The sequence below is a fragment of the Bradyrhizobium sp. CCGUVB14 genome (assembly GCF_024199935.1).
Classification (GTDB): domain Bacteria; phylum Pseudomonadota; class Alphaproteobacteria; order Rhizobiales; family Xanthobacteraceae; genus Bradyrhizobium.
Genome location: NZ_JANADS010000001.1, coordinates 8158538 through 8172502, shown reverse-complemented (window position 1 = coordinate 8172502; position 13965 = coordinate 8158538). Strand labels below are relative to the sequence as shown.

General features: G+C 64.8%; 13 protein-coding genes. 7 read left to right on the top strand and 6 right to left on the bottom strand.

What is annotated here, in order from left to right:
• Positions 1–83 precede the first annotated feature (83 nt).
• Both NLM32_RS38225 and NLM32_RS38220 read right to left on the bottom strand, forming a co-directional pair.
• Positions 84–1469 (bottom strand): ABC transporter substrate-binding protein, encoded by a 1386-nt coding sequence (locus NLM32_RS38225; RefSeq protein ID WP_254133842.1) that lies wholly within the window; start codon positions 1467–1469, stop codon positions 84–86.
• 195 nt (positions 1470–1664) lie between these two features.
• Positions 1665–3554, bottom strand: a complete 1890-nt coding sequence (locus tag NLM32_RS38220) for an AsmA family protein (RefSeq protein WP_254133841.1) — start codon at positions 3552–3554, stop codon at positions 1665–1667.
• A gap of 274 nt (positions 3555–3828) precedes the next feature.
• Here NLM32_RS38220 and NLM32_RS38215 point away from each other — a divergent pair, with 274 nt between their 5' ends.
• From NLM32_RS38215 to NLM32_RS38205, 3 genes are read left to right on the top strand one after another with little or no spacing between them, the layout of a single operon-like run.
• Complete coding sequence (locus tag NLM32_RS38215) at positions 3829–4536, top strand: CoA transferase subunit A (protein WP_254133840.1); 708 nt, start codon at positions 3829–3831, stop codon at positions 4534–4536.
• A gap of 15 nt (positions 4537–4551) precedes the next feature.
• A complete protein-coding gene (locus NLM32_RS38210) occupies positions 4552–5202 on the top strand; it encodes a CoA transferase subunit B (RefSeq protein ID WP_212298191.1) in 651 nt (216 codons plus the stop codon).
• A gap of 20 nt (positions 5203–5222) precedes the next feature.
• Positions 5223–5858, top strand: coding sequence for a GNAT family N-acetyltransferase (locus NLM32_RS38205; protein WP_254133839.1), 636 nt, complete (start codon positions 5223–5225; stop codon positions 5856–5858).
• A gap of 21 nt (positions 5859–5879) precedes the next feature.
• Here NLM32_RS38205 and NLM32_RS38200 read toward each other — a convergent pair whose 3' ends face one another.
• Positions 5880–6758, bottom strand: a complete 879-nt coding sequence (locus NLM32_RS38200; protein WP_254133838.1) for an SUMF1/EgtB/PvdO family nonheme iron enzyme — start codon at positions 6756–6758, stop codon at positions 5880–5882.
• 52 nt (positions 6759–6810) lie between these two features.
• Positions 6811–7908 (bottom strand): copper-containing nitrite reductase, encoded by a 1098-nt coding sequence (nirK, locus tag NLM32_RS38195; protein ID WP_254133837.1) that lies wholly within the window; start codon positions 7906–7908, stop codon positions 6811–6813.
• 251 nt (positions 7909–8159) lie between these two features.
• On the opposite strand from nirK, the gene hemN reads away from it, so the two are divergent.
• Positions 8160–9512, top strand: coding sequence for an oxygen-independent coproporphyrinogen III oxidase (gene hemN, locus NLM32_RS38190; protein WP_254133836.1), 1353 nt, complete (start codon positions 8160–8162; stop codon positions 9510–9512).
• 73 nt (positions 9513–9585) lie between these two features.
• Positions 9586–9783 carry a DUF1858 domain-containing protein gene (locus tag NLM32_RS38185; RefSeq protein WP_234680425.1) on the top strand — a complete coding sequence of 66 codons (198 nt, stop codon included), beginning with the start codon at positions 9586–9588 and terminating at the stop codon, positions 9781–9783.
• A gap of 253 nt (positions 9784–10036) precedes the next feature.
• On the opposite strand, the gene NLM32_RS38180 is transcribed toward NLM32_RS38185, so the two are convergent.
• Complete coding sequence (locus NLM32_RS38180) at positions 10037–10747, bottom strand: Crp/Fnr family transcriptional regulator (protein WP_254133835.1); 711 nt, start codon at positions 10745–10747, stop codon at positions 10037–10039.
• 140 nt (positions 10748–10887) lie between these two features.
• Here NLM32_RS38180 and NLM32_RS38175 point away from each other — a divergent pair, with 140 nt between their 5' ends.
• The gene (locus NLM32_RS38175; protein ID WP_254133834.1) at positions 10888–12099 is read left to right on the top strand and encodes an NnrS family protein; all 1212 of its coding nucleotides are present in this window, start codon (positions 10888–10890) and stop codon (positions 12097–12099) included.
• A gap of 1 nt (position 12100) precedes the next feature.
• On the opposite strand, the gene NLM32_RS38170 is transcribed toward NLM32_RS38175, so the two are convergent.
• Positions 12101–13117, bottom strand: a complete 1017-nt coding sequence (locus NLM32_RS38170; RefSeq protein WP_254133833.1) for an AraC family transcriptional regulator — start codon at positions 13115–13117, stop codon at positions 12101–12103.
• A gap of 201 nt (positions 13118–13318) precedes the next feature.
• Here NLM32_RS38170 and NLM32_RS38165 point away from each other — a divergent pair, with 201 nt between their 5' ends.
• Positions 13319–13939 carry a response regulator transcription factor gene (locus tag NLM32_RS38165; protein ID WP_254133832.1) on the top strand — a complete coding sequence of 207 codons (621 nt, stop codon included), beginning with the start codon at positions 13319–13321 and terminating at the stop codon, positions 13937–13939.
• Positions 13940–13965 lie beyond the last annotated feature (26 nt).

The window sequence follows — 13965 nt, the reverse complement described above, 5'->3', positions numbered from 1 at the left end:
TGAAAGGACTTCCGGCCGCACGAGGCGGCCGGTGTTAGCGTTTTGCCTCTCCCCGCGCTAGCGGGGAGAGGAAGAAAGAGAACTCAACCTGCAACCTGCTTGATGCGGGCGATCATCTCGTCGACGGCCTTGTCGACCGGGACCTTCTCGCTGACAACCCGGTTCATCGCCTTGGCCCAGATGTTCTCGTTGTTGAGAATCGTGAACTTCCAGTTCTTGGTGAAGTCGAACGGCGCGGTACCGCCGGTGAACTGATTATAGACCGCCTTGCGATGCTTGTCGGCCTGCCAGAACGGGCTGGCCTGGCTTTCCTTCGTCACCGGGAACCAACGGCCGAGCGCACCCTCGATATAGGGGCGGACATTGTCTTCCTGGAGCAGGAAGCTGATGAACTGCTTGGCCTCGGGCTTGTTCTTGGCCGCGGTGAAGATCAGTCCGGTCTTGACGTCGGAGCGGTAGCGGATGGTCGAACCATCCGGCGCCTTCGGGAAGGACGCCGTGACGATGTCCTGCTCATAGGCCTTCTTGCCGGCGTCGCGCTGCTCTTGCGTGAGCGCCTGGTTCTGCGAATCCTCGAACCACTTCGCCGCGATCGAGATCGTGAAGTTGTGGGTCATCACGATGGTCTTGTTGTGGAAGGCGACGTTGTTGTCCGGATCCTTCCAGGTCGTGGAGGAGGGCGGGGTGCAGCCCTTGATGTAGGTGTCGGTGTAGTCCTTCAGCGCGCTGATCAGGTTCTCGCGCACCTTGGGATCGTCGACCAGCAGCTTGCCGTCGTCGTCGACCAGCTTGACGTGATAGGCGTCCATGAAGGTGTAGAAGGATTGGAAGGCGTCGGTGGATTCCACGCCCATCGGCTGGCCGACACCGTAGATGCGCTGACCGGTGGCCTTGCGGATCGCCGGCTGCACCTTGTCGCACCAGAACGTCCAGTAGCCTGCCCAGTCGGTCGGAATGTCGGCGACCTTGAAGCCGGCCTTCTCGAGCATGTCGCTCCAGATCTCGACATGCATGCTCTGCTGCTTCAGCGGGAAGCCGTAATAGGCCTTCTTCTTGGTGACGTCGTTATAGAGGATCGAGGCGTCCAGCGTGTTCTGCACGAACCGGTCCTTGATCGGCTCCATGACGTCGGTCAGGTCTTCGAGCTTGCCCTCATAGGCCCACTTGCCCTGCGCCTGCACGTCATAGGAATCGGAATAGGCGACATCGGGCACGGTGCCGGCGTCGAGTGCGGCGACCGTCTTCGGAATCATGTCCTGGATCGCGTACTGCGACAATTCGACCTTGATGCCGGTCTTGGCTTCGAACTTCTTGATCGTCTCGAGCAGCGCGTCGTCTTCGGAGCGATAGAAGCCCTTGCCCCACCAGACCGTAATCGTCTTTTGCTGCGCAAATGCGGGTGCAGCGGCTGCAAACAGCCCGGCCGCAGCGACCGCCAGTGATACTGCGCCAATAACCTTGGATTTCACGTTTTTCTCCCTCAAGCCGCCGGTGTTTTAACCGGTCGGATAAAACACTAGCCCATGGCCGCTATCCGATCTAGCGGCATGTTGTCAGACCTAGGTCGAGGGGTATCAGGCTAAAGGAGATGCTTAACGCGGGCATCGATGCGATCGCCGCATCAATTCGCCCCGATCAATTCGCTGATGTCGCGGACGCCGTCCTCAGTTGGACTTCGCGCTCTCCTTGGCGTTCTCGGCCGTCGGCGATCCCTCCGGCGCCTGTCGCTTTCCGCCGGTGATGCGCTGCTTCAAGAGATCGAGGAAGGGAGACGCCGCAGGCGATTGGCGGATCAGGGCCTCGGGATCGGGAAAGATCAGCGGATCGTCCCACGGGCCCTGCACCATGAAGGGCAGTTGAAAGCCGGACGTTGTGTTGAGGCTCGCCACACCCTTCATGTCGTATTCGCGCGTCGGCACCGATGCGGTGCCGGTCAGCGTGATCTTCGCCGAAGGTCCCTCGATGCGGATGTCTTCGGCGGTGGCGATCCCGTCGGCGAATTTCACGGCGATCGTGAGATTGTCGAAGGGCGTCGAGCCGTTGCGGAAATTGCCGCCGCCGGACAGCGGCCGGCGCTCCAGCCGTTTCAAGAGCTGCTCGGCGTTGAAGCCCGCGATCGCGCCGTCATGCCCGGTCACGGTGGCGGTGCCGTCGAGCGACTGCACCAGGCCGAACGGGCTGGAGCCGGAAGCGAGCAGCGACACGTTGATATTGCCGCGGCCGGACAGCTTGTTCAGGCCGAACAGTTCGGAGGCGCAGGCCTGGAGATCGACGTCGGTGAACTGGAATTGTGCCTTGATGTCGGCGACGCTGTCGGAGCGCGAGATGCCGAACGAGCCCTTGGCGATGCCGCCATAAACCTGCGCTTCGCCGACCGAGAGCGCCAGCGTGCCGTTGCGCAAATTCGCGCCGATCGCGGTGCGGCCGAGTTTGGTCGGGCCGACGGTCAGCCTGGCTGCCGACAGGCGCATGTCGAGGTCGGTGCTGGAAAGCCCGTTGAGATCGAACAGCTGCCTGTTCCAGTCGCGCGCGCCGCTCGCGAGCAGGCGGAAGGTGGAGATATAAGGCGTGAAGTCGAGCGCGTCGGCGGCGAGCGTCGCCTGCAGCGTCTGCCGGCCGTTATTGGCGTAGGTCATCACGCCCTCGGCGGCATTGCCGTCGAGCTCGACATTGACGTTGGTCAGCGCGATCGAGGCGCCGACGACATTGGCGCGCGCCTTCAGCGCGAAGCGACCGAAGCCGCCGCTGCCGGGCTGCGGCTGGCCGGCCCAGCGCAGCGCGTTGCGCAAGGACGGGCTGTCGATGGTGAGCGTGCCCTCCATCATCGGGCTGGTGCGGTTGGCGACGCTGCCGTCGAAGGCGAGCTTGAGCGGCGCGCTTGCGATCCGCGCCTTCAGGCCCGAGCGGTCGCCCGAAAGTGCCGCGACGAAATCGGCAAAGCTGATCGAGCCGTCGACGCGCTCGCCGCGCCAGTCGAACTGCCCGGTCGCGGCAAAGGAGCGGGAGATCGAGGGCCAGGCCAGCGACAGATCGATGTCCTCGAACTTCTCGGTGGCTTGCGTGGCGACGTCCTCGTAGTTGAGCACGCCGTCCTGGATCCTGATCTCTGAGAACGAGACCTGGCTGTCGGCGCCGGGCTTCATCGTCCGTGCGATGGTCTGGATGAAGGGGGTCCAGTTGCTCTCGCCGTCCGGCTTCAGGCTGACATGGATGTGCGGCCGCAGCAGCGTCAGGTCGGCGATCTCGAACCGTTGCAGCAATAGCGGCAGGAGCCTGAGATTGGCGGTGAGCACGTCGACATGGAGCGCAGGGTCGGCGGTGCCGCCGCCCTTGAGGCCGACGTCATGGAAGGAGATGTAGCTCGCCGGCAGCACGGAAATGTCGATGTTGCCGGCTACGCTGAGCTCGAGCCCGGTGACGTCGCGAATCTGCGCTTCCACCGCCTTGCGCAACGCTTCGCGGTTGATGAGCCAGGAGGTCGCGATCAGGGCGATCAGCGCGACGCCGAGCAGCGCCGCGATCGGCGTCCCGAGGCGCTTCATTCCTTGGGCCATGGTCAATGGCATGTCCTGATCGGGTTGGTCGCTGGAGCCAAAAGGGCGGGGCGGGAAACCTGCGCGCCCCCACGCCCAACCCCCGCAACTTGATGGGTTTTCTTGTCGCTTTCAAGGCCGCGGACGGGTCTGCCCACGGCGTGGGCAGCTTCTACCACCGGCTCTCGGAACGGAGAACCCCGTATCATTGACGGCTTCGGACGATTTCGCCTAATAATCGCCGCCAATAAGGGCGCGACGCCTGCCGGCCGCAGCTTCAGTCGAGGGTTTTTGCATGAACAAGGTCTATCCCGACGCCAAGTCGGCTCTTGAGGGCGTTCTCAAGGACAACATGATGATCATGTCGGGCGGCTTCGGCCTCTGCGGCATCGCCGAGTCGCTGTCGGATGCGATCCGCGACTCCGGCGTCAAGGGTCTGACGGTTGTCTCGAACAATGCCGGCGTCGATGGCATCGGGCTCAGCCGCCTCCTTGAGACCCGCCAGATCAAGAAGATGATCTCGTCCTATGTCGGCGAGAACAAGCTGTTCGCCCAGCAATTCCTCGCCGGCGAGCTGGAACTCGAATTCAACCCGCAGGGCACGCTGGCCGAGCGCATCCGCGCCGGTGGCGCCGGCATCCCGGCCTTCTACACCAAGACCGGCGTCGGCACGCTGATCGCCGAAGGCAAGGAAGTGAAGGAGTTCGACGGCGAGAAATATCTGATGGAGCGCGGCCTGTTCGCCGACCTCGCCATCGTACACGCCTGGAAGGGCGACACCGCCGGCAACCTGATCTACCGCAAGACCGCGCGCAACTTTAACCCGATGATGGCGACCGCCGCCAAGATCACGGTGGCCGAGGTCGAGCATCTGGTTCCCGCCGGTGAACTCAATCCCGACCACATCCACACGCCCGGCATCTTCGTGAAGCGCATCGTCGAGGTCGGTACGGCCCAGAAGCGCATCGAATTCCGCAACACCCGCCCGCGCACCGCAGCTTAAGATCAGGAGATCGATATGGCCTGGACCCGTGAACAGATGGCTGCGCGCGCCGCGAAGGAATTGCGCGACGGCTATTACGTCAACCTCGGCATCGGCATCCCGACGCTGGTCTCGAACTACATCCCCGACGGCGTCGACGTCAGCCTGCAGAGCGAGAACGGCATGCTCGGCATGGGCCCGTTCCCCTATGAGGGCGAAGAGGACGCCGACCTGATCAACGCCGGCAAGCAGACCGTGAGCGAGCTGCCCTCGACCTCGTATTTCTCGAGCGCGGATTCCTTCGGCATGATCCGCGGCGGCCATATGGATCTGTCGATCCTCGGCGCCATGCAGGTCGCCCAGAACGGCGATCTCGCCAACTGGATGATCCCCGGCAAGATGGTCAAGGGCATGGGCGGCGCGATGGACCTCGTCGCCGGCGTCAAGCGCGTCGTCGTGGTGATGGAGCATTCCGCCAAGGACGGCGCCAAGCTCCTGAAGAAGTGCAATCTGCCGCTGACCGGCGAGCGCGTGGTCGACATGGTCGTCACCGATCTCGCCGTCTTTACCATCGACAAGCACGGCGACGGCGGCATGGCGCTGATCGAGCTCGCCGACGGCGTCACGCTCGACGAGGTCAAGGCCAAGACCGAAGCCGAATTCCGCGTCGCGCTGAAGAACACGTAAGGTCGTCGCAAGGGGCGCGCATGACGATACGGTCTGCGCGTCCCGAAGACGCCGATTTCATCGCAGGAATCATCCTGTCATCGATGCGCGGCTACCGGTCGCGCGGCTGGTTCGACGTCGCGCTCGGTTGGCCCGAATCCCTATGCCTCGATTTCATCGCGCGCGTGACGACGGCACGCACGGTGTCGATGTGGCACGTCTCGCAGTTCCTGGTTGCTGAGATCGACGGGAAGCCGGTCGCGGCGCTCTGCGCCGTGCCTGCGGCGAACACCGGGCTCTCGGCCTGGCGCGCGGTCGAGGAAGTCGGTTTTGCGACCGGGCTTTCGGCTACAGAGCTGGATGCCATCCGCCAACGCGCCGCCTACACGCGGGCCTGCTGGGTGCAGGGCGGCGAAGGCGACTGGATGATCGAGCACGTCGCAACCGATCCTGCCTATCGCGGCCGCGGCCTGGTGCAGGCGCTCATCGCCCATGCGCTGGAGAAGGGGCGGGCGGCCGGCTTTGCCCGCGCGACGATCTCGTTCCTGATCGGCAACGAGCCCGCCGAGCGCGCCTATGCCAAGGCCGGCTTCGTCCTTGCGGAAGAGAAACGCGATCCCGCCTTCGAGGCGATCATCGGCGCACCGGGCTTTCGGATGTTTGCGCGCGCGATTTGATCGCGCCGACGGCGTGTGTGGTTACGACCGCGCCGCCCACACCTTGCCCCACCGGGCCGACACGCTCGCCACCCACGACCGCTCCTCGCGCACGAGGCGGAAGCCGAGATTGGCGGGCGGCACGCCTTGCGCACAGCCGCCGGCGCGGGCGTCGCGGATGAAGTCCGTGACATAGGCGCGGTGCGCGCCTTCGGCGACGCGCACGCCGCAATTCACCGTCGGGCGGCCGGCATTGCCTGAAGCGTCGACGCGCGAGCGCACGAAGCAGGTCGAGGTCCACTCCCAGACATTGCCGGCGAGATCGGACACGCCGCGCTCGTTCAGGCCGAACCTGCCGAACGGATAGGCCGTCGTGTCGGACAGGTCGCGTTCGGATTCGCGCTCGTAGCGGCTGATCCAGCGCTTCGCGGGATCGTCCGCGTCGACCGGCGCGCCATCGTCCTTGAATCGGGAGCCCGCCGCGAAAGCCCATTCCGCATCGCTCGGCAGGCGATAGTGATGCCCGGTCCTGCGCGACAGCCAGCTGGCATAGGCCTGTGCATCGTGCCAGCTCACCTGTACCGCGGGGCGGTCGGGCGCGATCGTCACGCCGCGATCGAGCGCGTGGCATTCGCCGTCACGCACGCAAAGCTGGTAGTCCGCGGAGGAGACCTGCTCGCGCATGATGTGAAGCGGCCGCGCGAACTGAAGTGTGCGCAGCGGCGCCTCGGCCTGCTGCCCGGCGCGCGTGAAGTCGCCGGCCTCGCGATAGGCGAAGCTGCCCGCCACGATCTCGACGGTCACAGGCTCGCCCTGCGTGCCGCGCGTCGACATCTCGGAGACCAGCGGCGCAACGGCCAGCGGTCCTGCGAACCCGGCGGCACAGGCGAGGAGCAATTTGAGCTTGAATGCAATCAGCATGACTTTCCCCCGAAAGAAGAAGGGGCCGGCGATGGCCGGCCCCTTGTCGCGTCTAGTTGGTATTGGGAGCCGGTATCTCAGCAGGCGCCTTCACCTGGGTCATCAGATCATCGTTCCACTTGCCTTCGACCTTGAAGTGCGCGGTGGCGCCGAGGTCGGCGGCCTCGATCAGGTTGTGCGTGACATAGGCATAGATGCCGGGCTGCAGGAACTTGTACATCGCGGCTCCCGCCGAGCCGCCACGGATGAACCAGGTCTCGAGCCCGGTCTCCGGCGGGTTGGAGAATTTTCCGGTCTCCCAGACATAGTCGCCATGGCCGCCGATCAGATGCGGACGGCTGTCGCGATTGGCCTGCGAATGCACGATCAGCACGTTCTCGCCGACCTTGGCCGTCAGCGCGTTCTTGCCGGTAAGCGCGCCGACCTTGCCGTTGAACACGACGTGCGAGGGGATCAGCTTCTTCATCACCTCCTCGGTGTCGGTGAAGGCTTCGCCCGGCGAGTCGTAGGATTTGAAATTGCCCTTCTCGTCGCGCGGCACGTATATGTCCTGCTCGCCGACATAATAGATCTTGTCGTATTTCAGCGCGTGGCCCTTGCCGTCGTTCAGCCCGTCGCGCGGCAGCACCATCACGGCGCCGTTCATGCCGGAGACGACATGCCAGGGGATCATCGGGCCGCCCGGGGCGCAGTGATAGACGAACACGCCGGTCCGCGTTGCCTTCCAGCGCAGCACGACCTGCTCGCCGGGATTGACCAGCGTGAGCTCGGCGCCGCCGAGCGCGCCGGTCGCGGAGTGGAAGTCGATGTTGTGCGGCATGCTGTTGGTCGCGGGATTGACCAGCGTCAGCTCGACATAGTCGCCTTCATGCACGACCATCAGCGGGCCCGGCATCGAGCCGTTGAAGGTCATCGCCTGGAAGGTGGTGCCCTTGTCGTCGATGACCACCTTCTTCTCCTCGATGGTCATCTTGAACTCCATGATCTTGGGCGCTTGCGTCGTCGCCTGCTCGTGCGCGTGCACGAAGGGCGGGGCGACCAGCTCGACCTTCTGTCGCGGCAGCTTGAGATCGCTGGCAGCGAAGGCGGGTGTCGCGAGCATCAGGGCGGTCGCGGCGGCGCTGATCAATGCGGCTCTGCGGGTGAACATCGCTAGGCATCCTTCATGTGAAAGGGTTTTGATGACGGATGCAGTGTGCGCCTGTTGCGGCAAGAGTGTTTGCGCTGCGACAAGCTTTTGCCGGATTCGCCTCCGGTGAATTCCTTAAGAGGTTTTCCGGTGTGCGGCACAGTGCTCGGACTTTGAGCGAGCGCAAGGTCGCGGGTTCGAAAGCGGGTAATCCAGTGCCATTCGCAGCTTGCCGTATCCGCAGGCGGCATCAATCGACGAATGGGTAAGATATGAGGACTGATCTCGCAGCGAGCTACGGCGAAGAGAGACTGCCGCGCTACACGAGCTATCCGACCGCGCCGCACTTCTCGCCGGCGGTTGGCGCCGACGCCTACGCACGCTGGCTGTCCGAGCTGCCCGCGGGCGCCAGTGCATCGCTCTATCTGCATGTGCCGTTCTGTCGCGAGATGTGCTGGTATTGCGGCTGCCATACCCAGATCGTTCGCCGCGACGGGCTGATCGCTGCCTATCAGCGGACGCTGCGCAGCGAAATCTCAGGGGTCGCCGAGGCCATCGGGCGCCGCATCAAGGTCGAGCACATCCATTTCGGTGGCGGTACGCCGACGATCATGGCGCCGGAGGCCTTTGCGGAGTTGATGGCGACGATGCGTCACGCGTTCTTCGTGCTGCCCTCGGCCGAGATCGCGGTCGAGATCGATCCGCGCACGCTGACATCGGAGATGGTGGAGGCCATGCGGCTCTCCGGCGTCAACCGCGCGAGCCTCGGCGTGCAGAGTTTCGATCCGGTCGTGCAGCGCGCGATCAACCGGGTGCAGAGCTTTGAGCAGACGGCCTCCGTCGTCGACATGCTCCAGCGCGCCGGCATCAGGGGGATCAATTTCGACCTGATCTACGGCCTGCCGCACCAGACGATCGCATCGTGCCTGGACACGGTGCGGCGCTCGCTCGAACTGGCGCCGGCCCGCTTCTCGGTGTTCGGCTACGCGCATGTGCCCGATTTCAAGAAGCACCAGCGCATGATCAATGAGGCGCATCTGCCGGACGGCCTCGCGCGCCACGACCAGGCTTGCGCCATCGCCAACGCGCTGAAGGAGGCCGGCTATGTGCAGATCGGGCTCGATCATTTCGCGCGTCCCGATGACGCCATGGCGGTGGCTTTCGAGCAGGGGACGCTGCGGCGCAATTTCCAGGGTTACACCACCGACCAGAGCGAGGTGCTGCTCGGCTTTGGCGCCAGTGCGATCGGACATCTGCCGCAGGGCTATGTCCAGAACGCGGTGCAGATCGGTGCCTATGCGCAGCATATTGCGGATGGCCGCCTCGCCACCGCGAAGGGCTATGGGCTCACCGATGACGATCGGCTGCGTGCCGACATCATCGAGCGCATCATGTGCGAGTTCGGCGCCGATCTCGGCGACATCTGCGCGCGCCATGGCGCGAAGTCGGAGGCGATGCTGCAATCCGCGCCGCGGCTGAAGCCGTTGATCTCGGACGGCGTCGTCAGGCTCGACGGCGATCGCCTCGCGGTCGCGAACGACTCGCGCTTCCTGGTCCGCAGCGTGGCCGCCGCGTTCGATGCGCATCTCGATCCGGGCAAGCAGTTGCACAGCCGGGCGGTGTAGTCGCCGCCAGCTTGCGCTTCAGCAAAGAAACGCAGCCCCGCTCCGCTATCGTCTGTTCGGAACGGAGTTGTCCATGCCCTTCCGATCCGACGATCTGGTCGATGATATCATGCGTGCGGCGCCGCACACGATCCGCGTGTTCCTCGCCTTCAGGATGGCCTGTGTCGGCTGTCCGATCGCGACCTTCCACACCGTGGACGATGCTTGCCGCGAGCACGGCATCGACCGCGACAAGTTTCTCGCCGCGCTGAGCGAATGCGTGCCGGCATGAGGCGAATTGGAGTCTGCGCGGGGGCGCGCAGCCTCCCGGGTGAGGGCGAGCTTTCGCCGTAAGCGGAGGCGCCCTCACTCCTGTCTTCCGAGGTTGAGGCCGTGTTCACCTCGCCCCGCTTGCGGGGAGAGGTCGGATTGCATCGCAAAGATGCAATCCGGGTGAGGGGGTACAGGTCTCACAGCGATTTCGCGTGTGGAGAGAAGCCCCTCACCCTAACCCTCTCCCCGTAAGAACGGGGAGAGGGAATATTTCAGGCCGCACCACTGTCCGGGTTGCGTTCCGCCAGCACGACGATCCGGTGCGGATCGCGCAGGATGATGCGCTGGCGGCCACTCTCGACCAGGCCCAGGCTCTCCCAGCCGCTGAGGATGCGGCTCACCGTGTGCAGCGTGGTGCCGGTCATCTGCGCGATGTCCTGGCGACTGATCGGGAAATCGATCTCGATACCGCGATCGAGCTTTTTGCCGGATTGGCTGGCGAGCCGCAGCAGTGCATGCGCGACGCGCTGCTCGACCTGCTGGGTCGACATTTCCAGGATGCGGGTGTGGCTCTCCTGCAGCCGTTTGCCGACCGTCTGCATCGTGTTGGCGGCAAGCGCCGGAAACCGCTCGATCAGCCGCGGCCAGGCCGAATTCGGCCAGATCAGCGCGACGCTGTCATCGACCGCCATGGCGGTCGCCGGATATTGCGCGGCACCGATCGCCATCGCCAGTCCGAAGGTTTCACCGGGCGTGACATAGCGCACCACGATCTGCTCGCCGGTCGGTGTGGTCTTGGCCGCGCGGACATGCCCATGCAGCAGCAGGAAGAAGGATTGCGCATCCGCGCCCTGCTCGAAGATGGCGGTGTTCCTGGGATAGCGCACCGATCGGGCCTCGCGCAGGATCTCCTCGAGGTCTTCCGGCTTGACGCCGGCAAACAGCGGCAAATGCGCAACCAGCGATGTGTCGACCTTGGCCATACTGCCTCCTTGGCATCAGGGAGTGTGATGGCACCTGCAATCGTCGGGGTGTTTGCGATAGCGCAAAACGGACCGGCCGGACGGCAGTATTTTTCCAGATGACGATCCAAGTAATGGTCCGAATTCACAGGAGTTGCCCCATGGCTGGCGCCCGATCCCGTAACTTTCAGGGCTGGCCGCTGTTTGCGAACAGCTTTCGGCCCTTTTTCCTGCTCGCCGCGATCCAGGCCGGGCTGTCGATCCTGGTCTGGCTGCCGATGTTCTATGGCGAGCTGTCGGTGACGTCGGCCTTCGCGCCGCGGGACTGGCACGTCCACGAGATGCTCTACGGCTTCCTGCCGGCTGTGATCACCGGGTTCCTGTTCACGGCGATCCCGAACTGGACGGGACGGCTGCCGATCCAGGGCACGTCGCTGGGCGCGCTGTTGGTGGTCTGGCTTGCCGGGCGCGGGGCGGTGGTTCTGTCCGCCGAGATCGGCTGGGCATTCGCGCTCGCCGTCGACGCGGCCTTCCTGACGCTGGTCGTTGCGGCCGCAACGCGCGAGATCATCGCCGGCGGCAATTGGCGCAATCTGCCCGTCGTAGTGCTCGTGCTGCTGCTGCTATCAGGCAATGTCGCCTTCCATCTCGAAGCGCATTACGAGGGCGCTGCCGATGTCAGCATCCGCGTCGGTATCGGCGTGGTCGTGCTGCTGATCTCGCTGATCGGCGGCCGCATCATTCCGAGCTTCACCCGTAACTGGCTGGTCAAGTTCAACCCCGGCCGCCTGCCGGTGCCGTTCGGGCGGTTTGACGGCGTGGTGGTCGGGTTGAGTGCGCTGACGCTCATCGCATGGATCGTGGCGCCGCTGAATGCGATCACCGCTGTCGCGATGGCACTTGTCGGCTTGCTGCATCTGGTGCGGCTCGCGCGTTGGGCCGGCGATCGCACCACGCGCGAGCGGCTGCTGCTGATCCTGCATGTCGGCTACGCGTTCGTGCCGCTCGGCTTCCTCCTGAACGCCCTGGCTGGTTTCGGCGCGCTGCCGCCGAGTGCCGGCATTCACGCCTGGATGACGGGCGCCGCCGGAGTGATGACGCTCGCGGTGATGACGCGCGCGAGCCTTGGCCATACCGGGCAGGCGCTGACGGCATCACTGGCGACGCAAGTCATCTATGTCGCGATCATCGTCGCGGCGTTGGCGCGGGTTGCTGCCGTAATACTGCCGGCGCATGGCGATGTGCTGCTGCACATTGCCGCCTGCGGCTGGATCGTCGCGTTCCTCGGCTTTGCCGCCGCGTTCGGACCGCTGCTTGCCGGCAGCCCCCGGCGTGCACTCGCCATCATGGGCGTGCCGGCCCCGGCACGCTGAGTCAGGCTGCGTTCGCCGTCGGCGGCCGTACGCCCTTGCGCCAGTCGGTGATGGTGCAGCCGAAGCGGCCGCGGAACCAGCGCGCCATCGCGCTCTGCGCCGAGAAGCCGAGCTGTGCGGCGATATCCGCCAGCGGCCGGCCGGGGTCCTCGATCAGCTGGATCACGAGATCGGCGCGCTGCGCATCCAGGATCGCCGAGAAGCTGGTGCCGGCTTCGGCGAGGTGCCGGTGAATGGTGCGGCGGGTGCAGGCAAGATGCGCGGCCACGCGTTCGACCGTGCAATCGCCGCTCGCGAGCAGACTGCGCACGACCTCGTCGACTTTCTGCTCCCAGCTTGCCGGCCGGGTTTCGATCGCTTCGATGCGTTTGCGCAGATAGCTTGCGATCAGGGGATGCGCGCTCGGGATCCGCCGTTCCATGTCGTGCGCCGACAACAGGATCGAGTCCTCCTCCGCGTTGAAGATCACGCGGCAGCCATAGAAGTCGCGGTAGCGCTTGCGGTCGTGCGGCGGCGGGTAGTGCAGGTGCACCTCCTGCGGCCGCCAGTCGCTTCCGAACAGCGACTGGATGATGCGATGGACGCTGCCGAGCGCCATGTCGATCGACTGCCGTGGGGCCGTCGGTTGCCGGCCGCGCAGATGCAATGTGACGGTCACGGTCTGCTTGTCCCTGACGACGTCGAGCTTCATGCCGTCGTGATGAACATGGATGAAGCGGGAGAACGCTTCGATCGCCTCGCCGACGGTCGCCTGTTCCCGCACGATCAGGCCGACCGCGCCGAAATTGGTCAGGCCGCCGCGCTCGGCGAGCCGCAAGCCGAAATCTTCGGCACCGGAGGCTTCTGCCGACAATTCGAGCAAGCGACGCAAGGCCGGGACCGCGATGGGTGTATCGGGCTTGTCGAGGACGGTCAGCGGCAGTCTGACCTTGCGCATCATCTGCCTGGGGTCGAGCCCGACCGACCGGGCGACCTCCGGGTAACAACTCAAGCCTGCGCTGCGAATGAGGTCGGTCATGCGACCCGTTCCTGTCAGCCATTCCCGCAGATGTCCCGAAATGTAAAGTTTCTGTCCCGATCCGTCAAATCCGGGAACAGGGCGGAACATACATAAGGGAAAGCGAAGCACCGGCGTGAATGCCGTGCTCATGACGGCGGGGCGCGATGGGGCCCCCGGCCGTCTCAAATCATTTGACCAAGACATTACTGGATCGGGATTATGCCGGGAAACATGCTTTCCAAGGGTGAGGTATTCGTCATTGAAACCGACGCCGCCTCCCGCGAACAATTGTCCAACGCGCTCCAGCAGAGTGCTTATGACGTGATCTGCTTCGCCGACGGCGCGTCGCTGCTGTCGGAAGCCAAGGCGCGGATGCCGGCTTGCGTGTTGCTGGAGATGCCGCCGGATCGCTCCGCCCTCGAGGTGCTCAAGCGCCTGCGCGAGGAAAACTGCATGGCGCCGGTCCTGGTGACCTCGGCGAACGGCAGCATCGCCATGGCGGTCGACGCGATCAAGAGCGGCGCGGCCGACTTTATCGAGAAGCCGTTTCGCACCCGCGATGTCGTCGACCGGATCGATGCCGCGATCGACGAGTCGGCCCAGCCGGATTCGACCAGGCACCGCTGGCTGCCCAGTTGCGAACCCCTGACCGCGCGGGAGAACGACGTGCTGGTGCATCTTGCCGCCGGTCTGACCAACAAGGAGGTCGCCCGTCGCATGCATCTGAGCGCACGCACGGTCGAGGGTTATCGTGCCAGCATCTTGAAGAAGGCCGGCGCCCGCAACGTGACCGATTTGCTCCGCCGCATCTTCGGCCAGGGTTCGCCGAGCCAAGCCTGAACAAGCCAAGCCTGAACAAGCCAAGC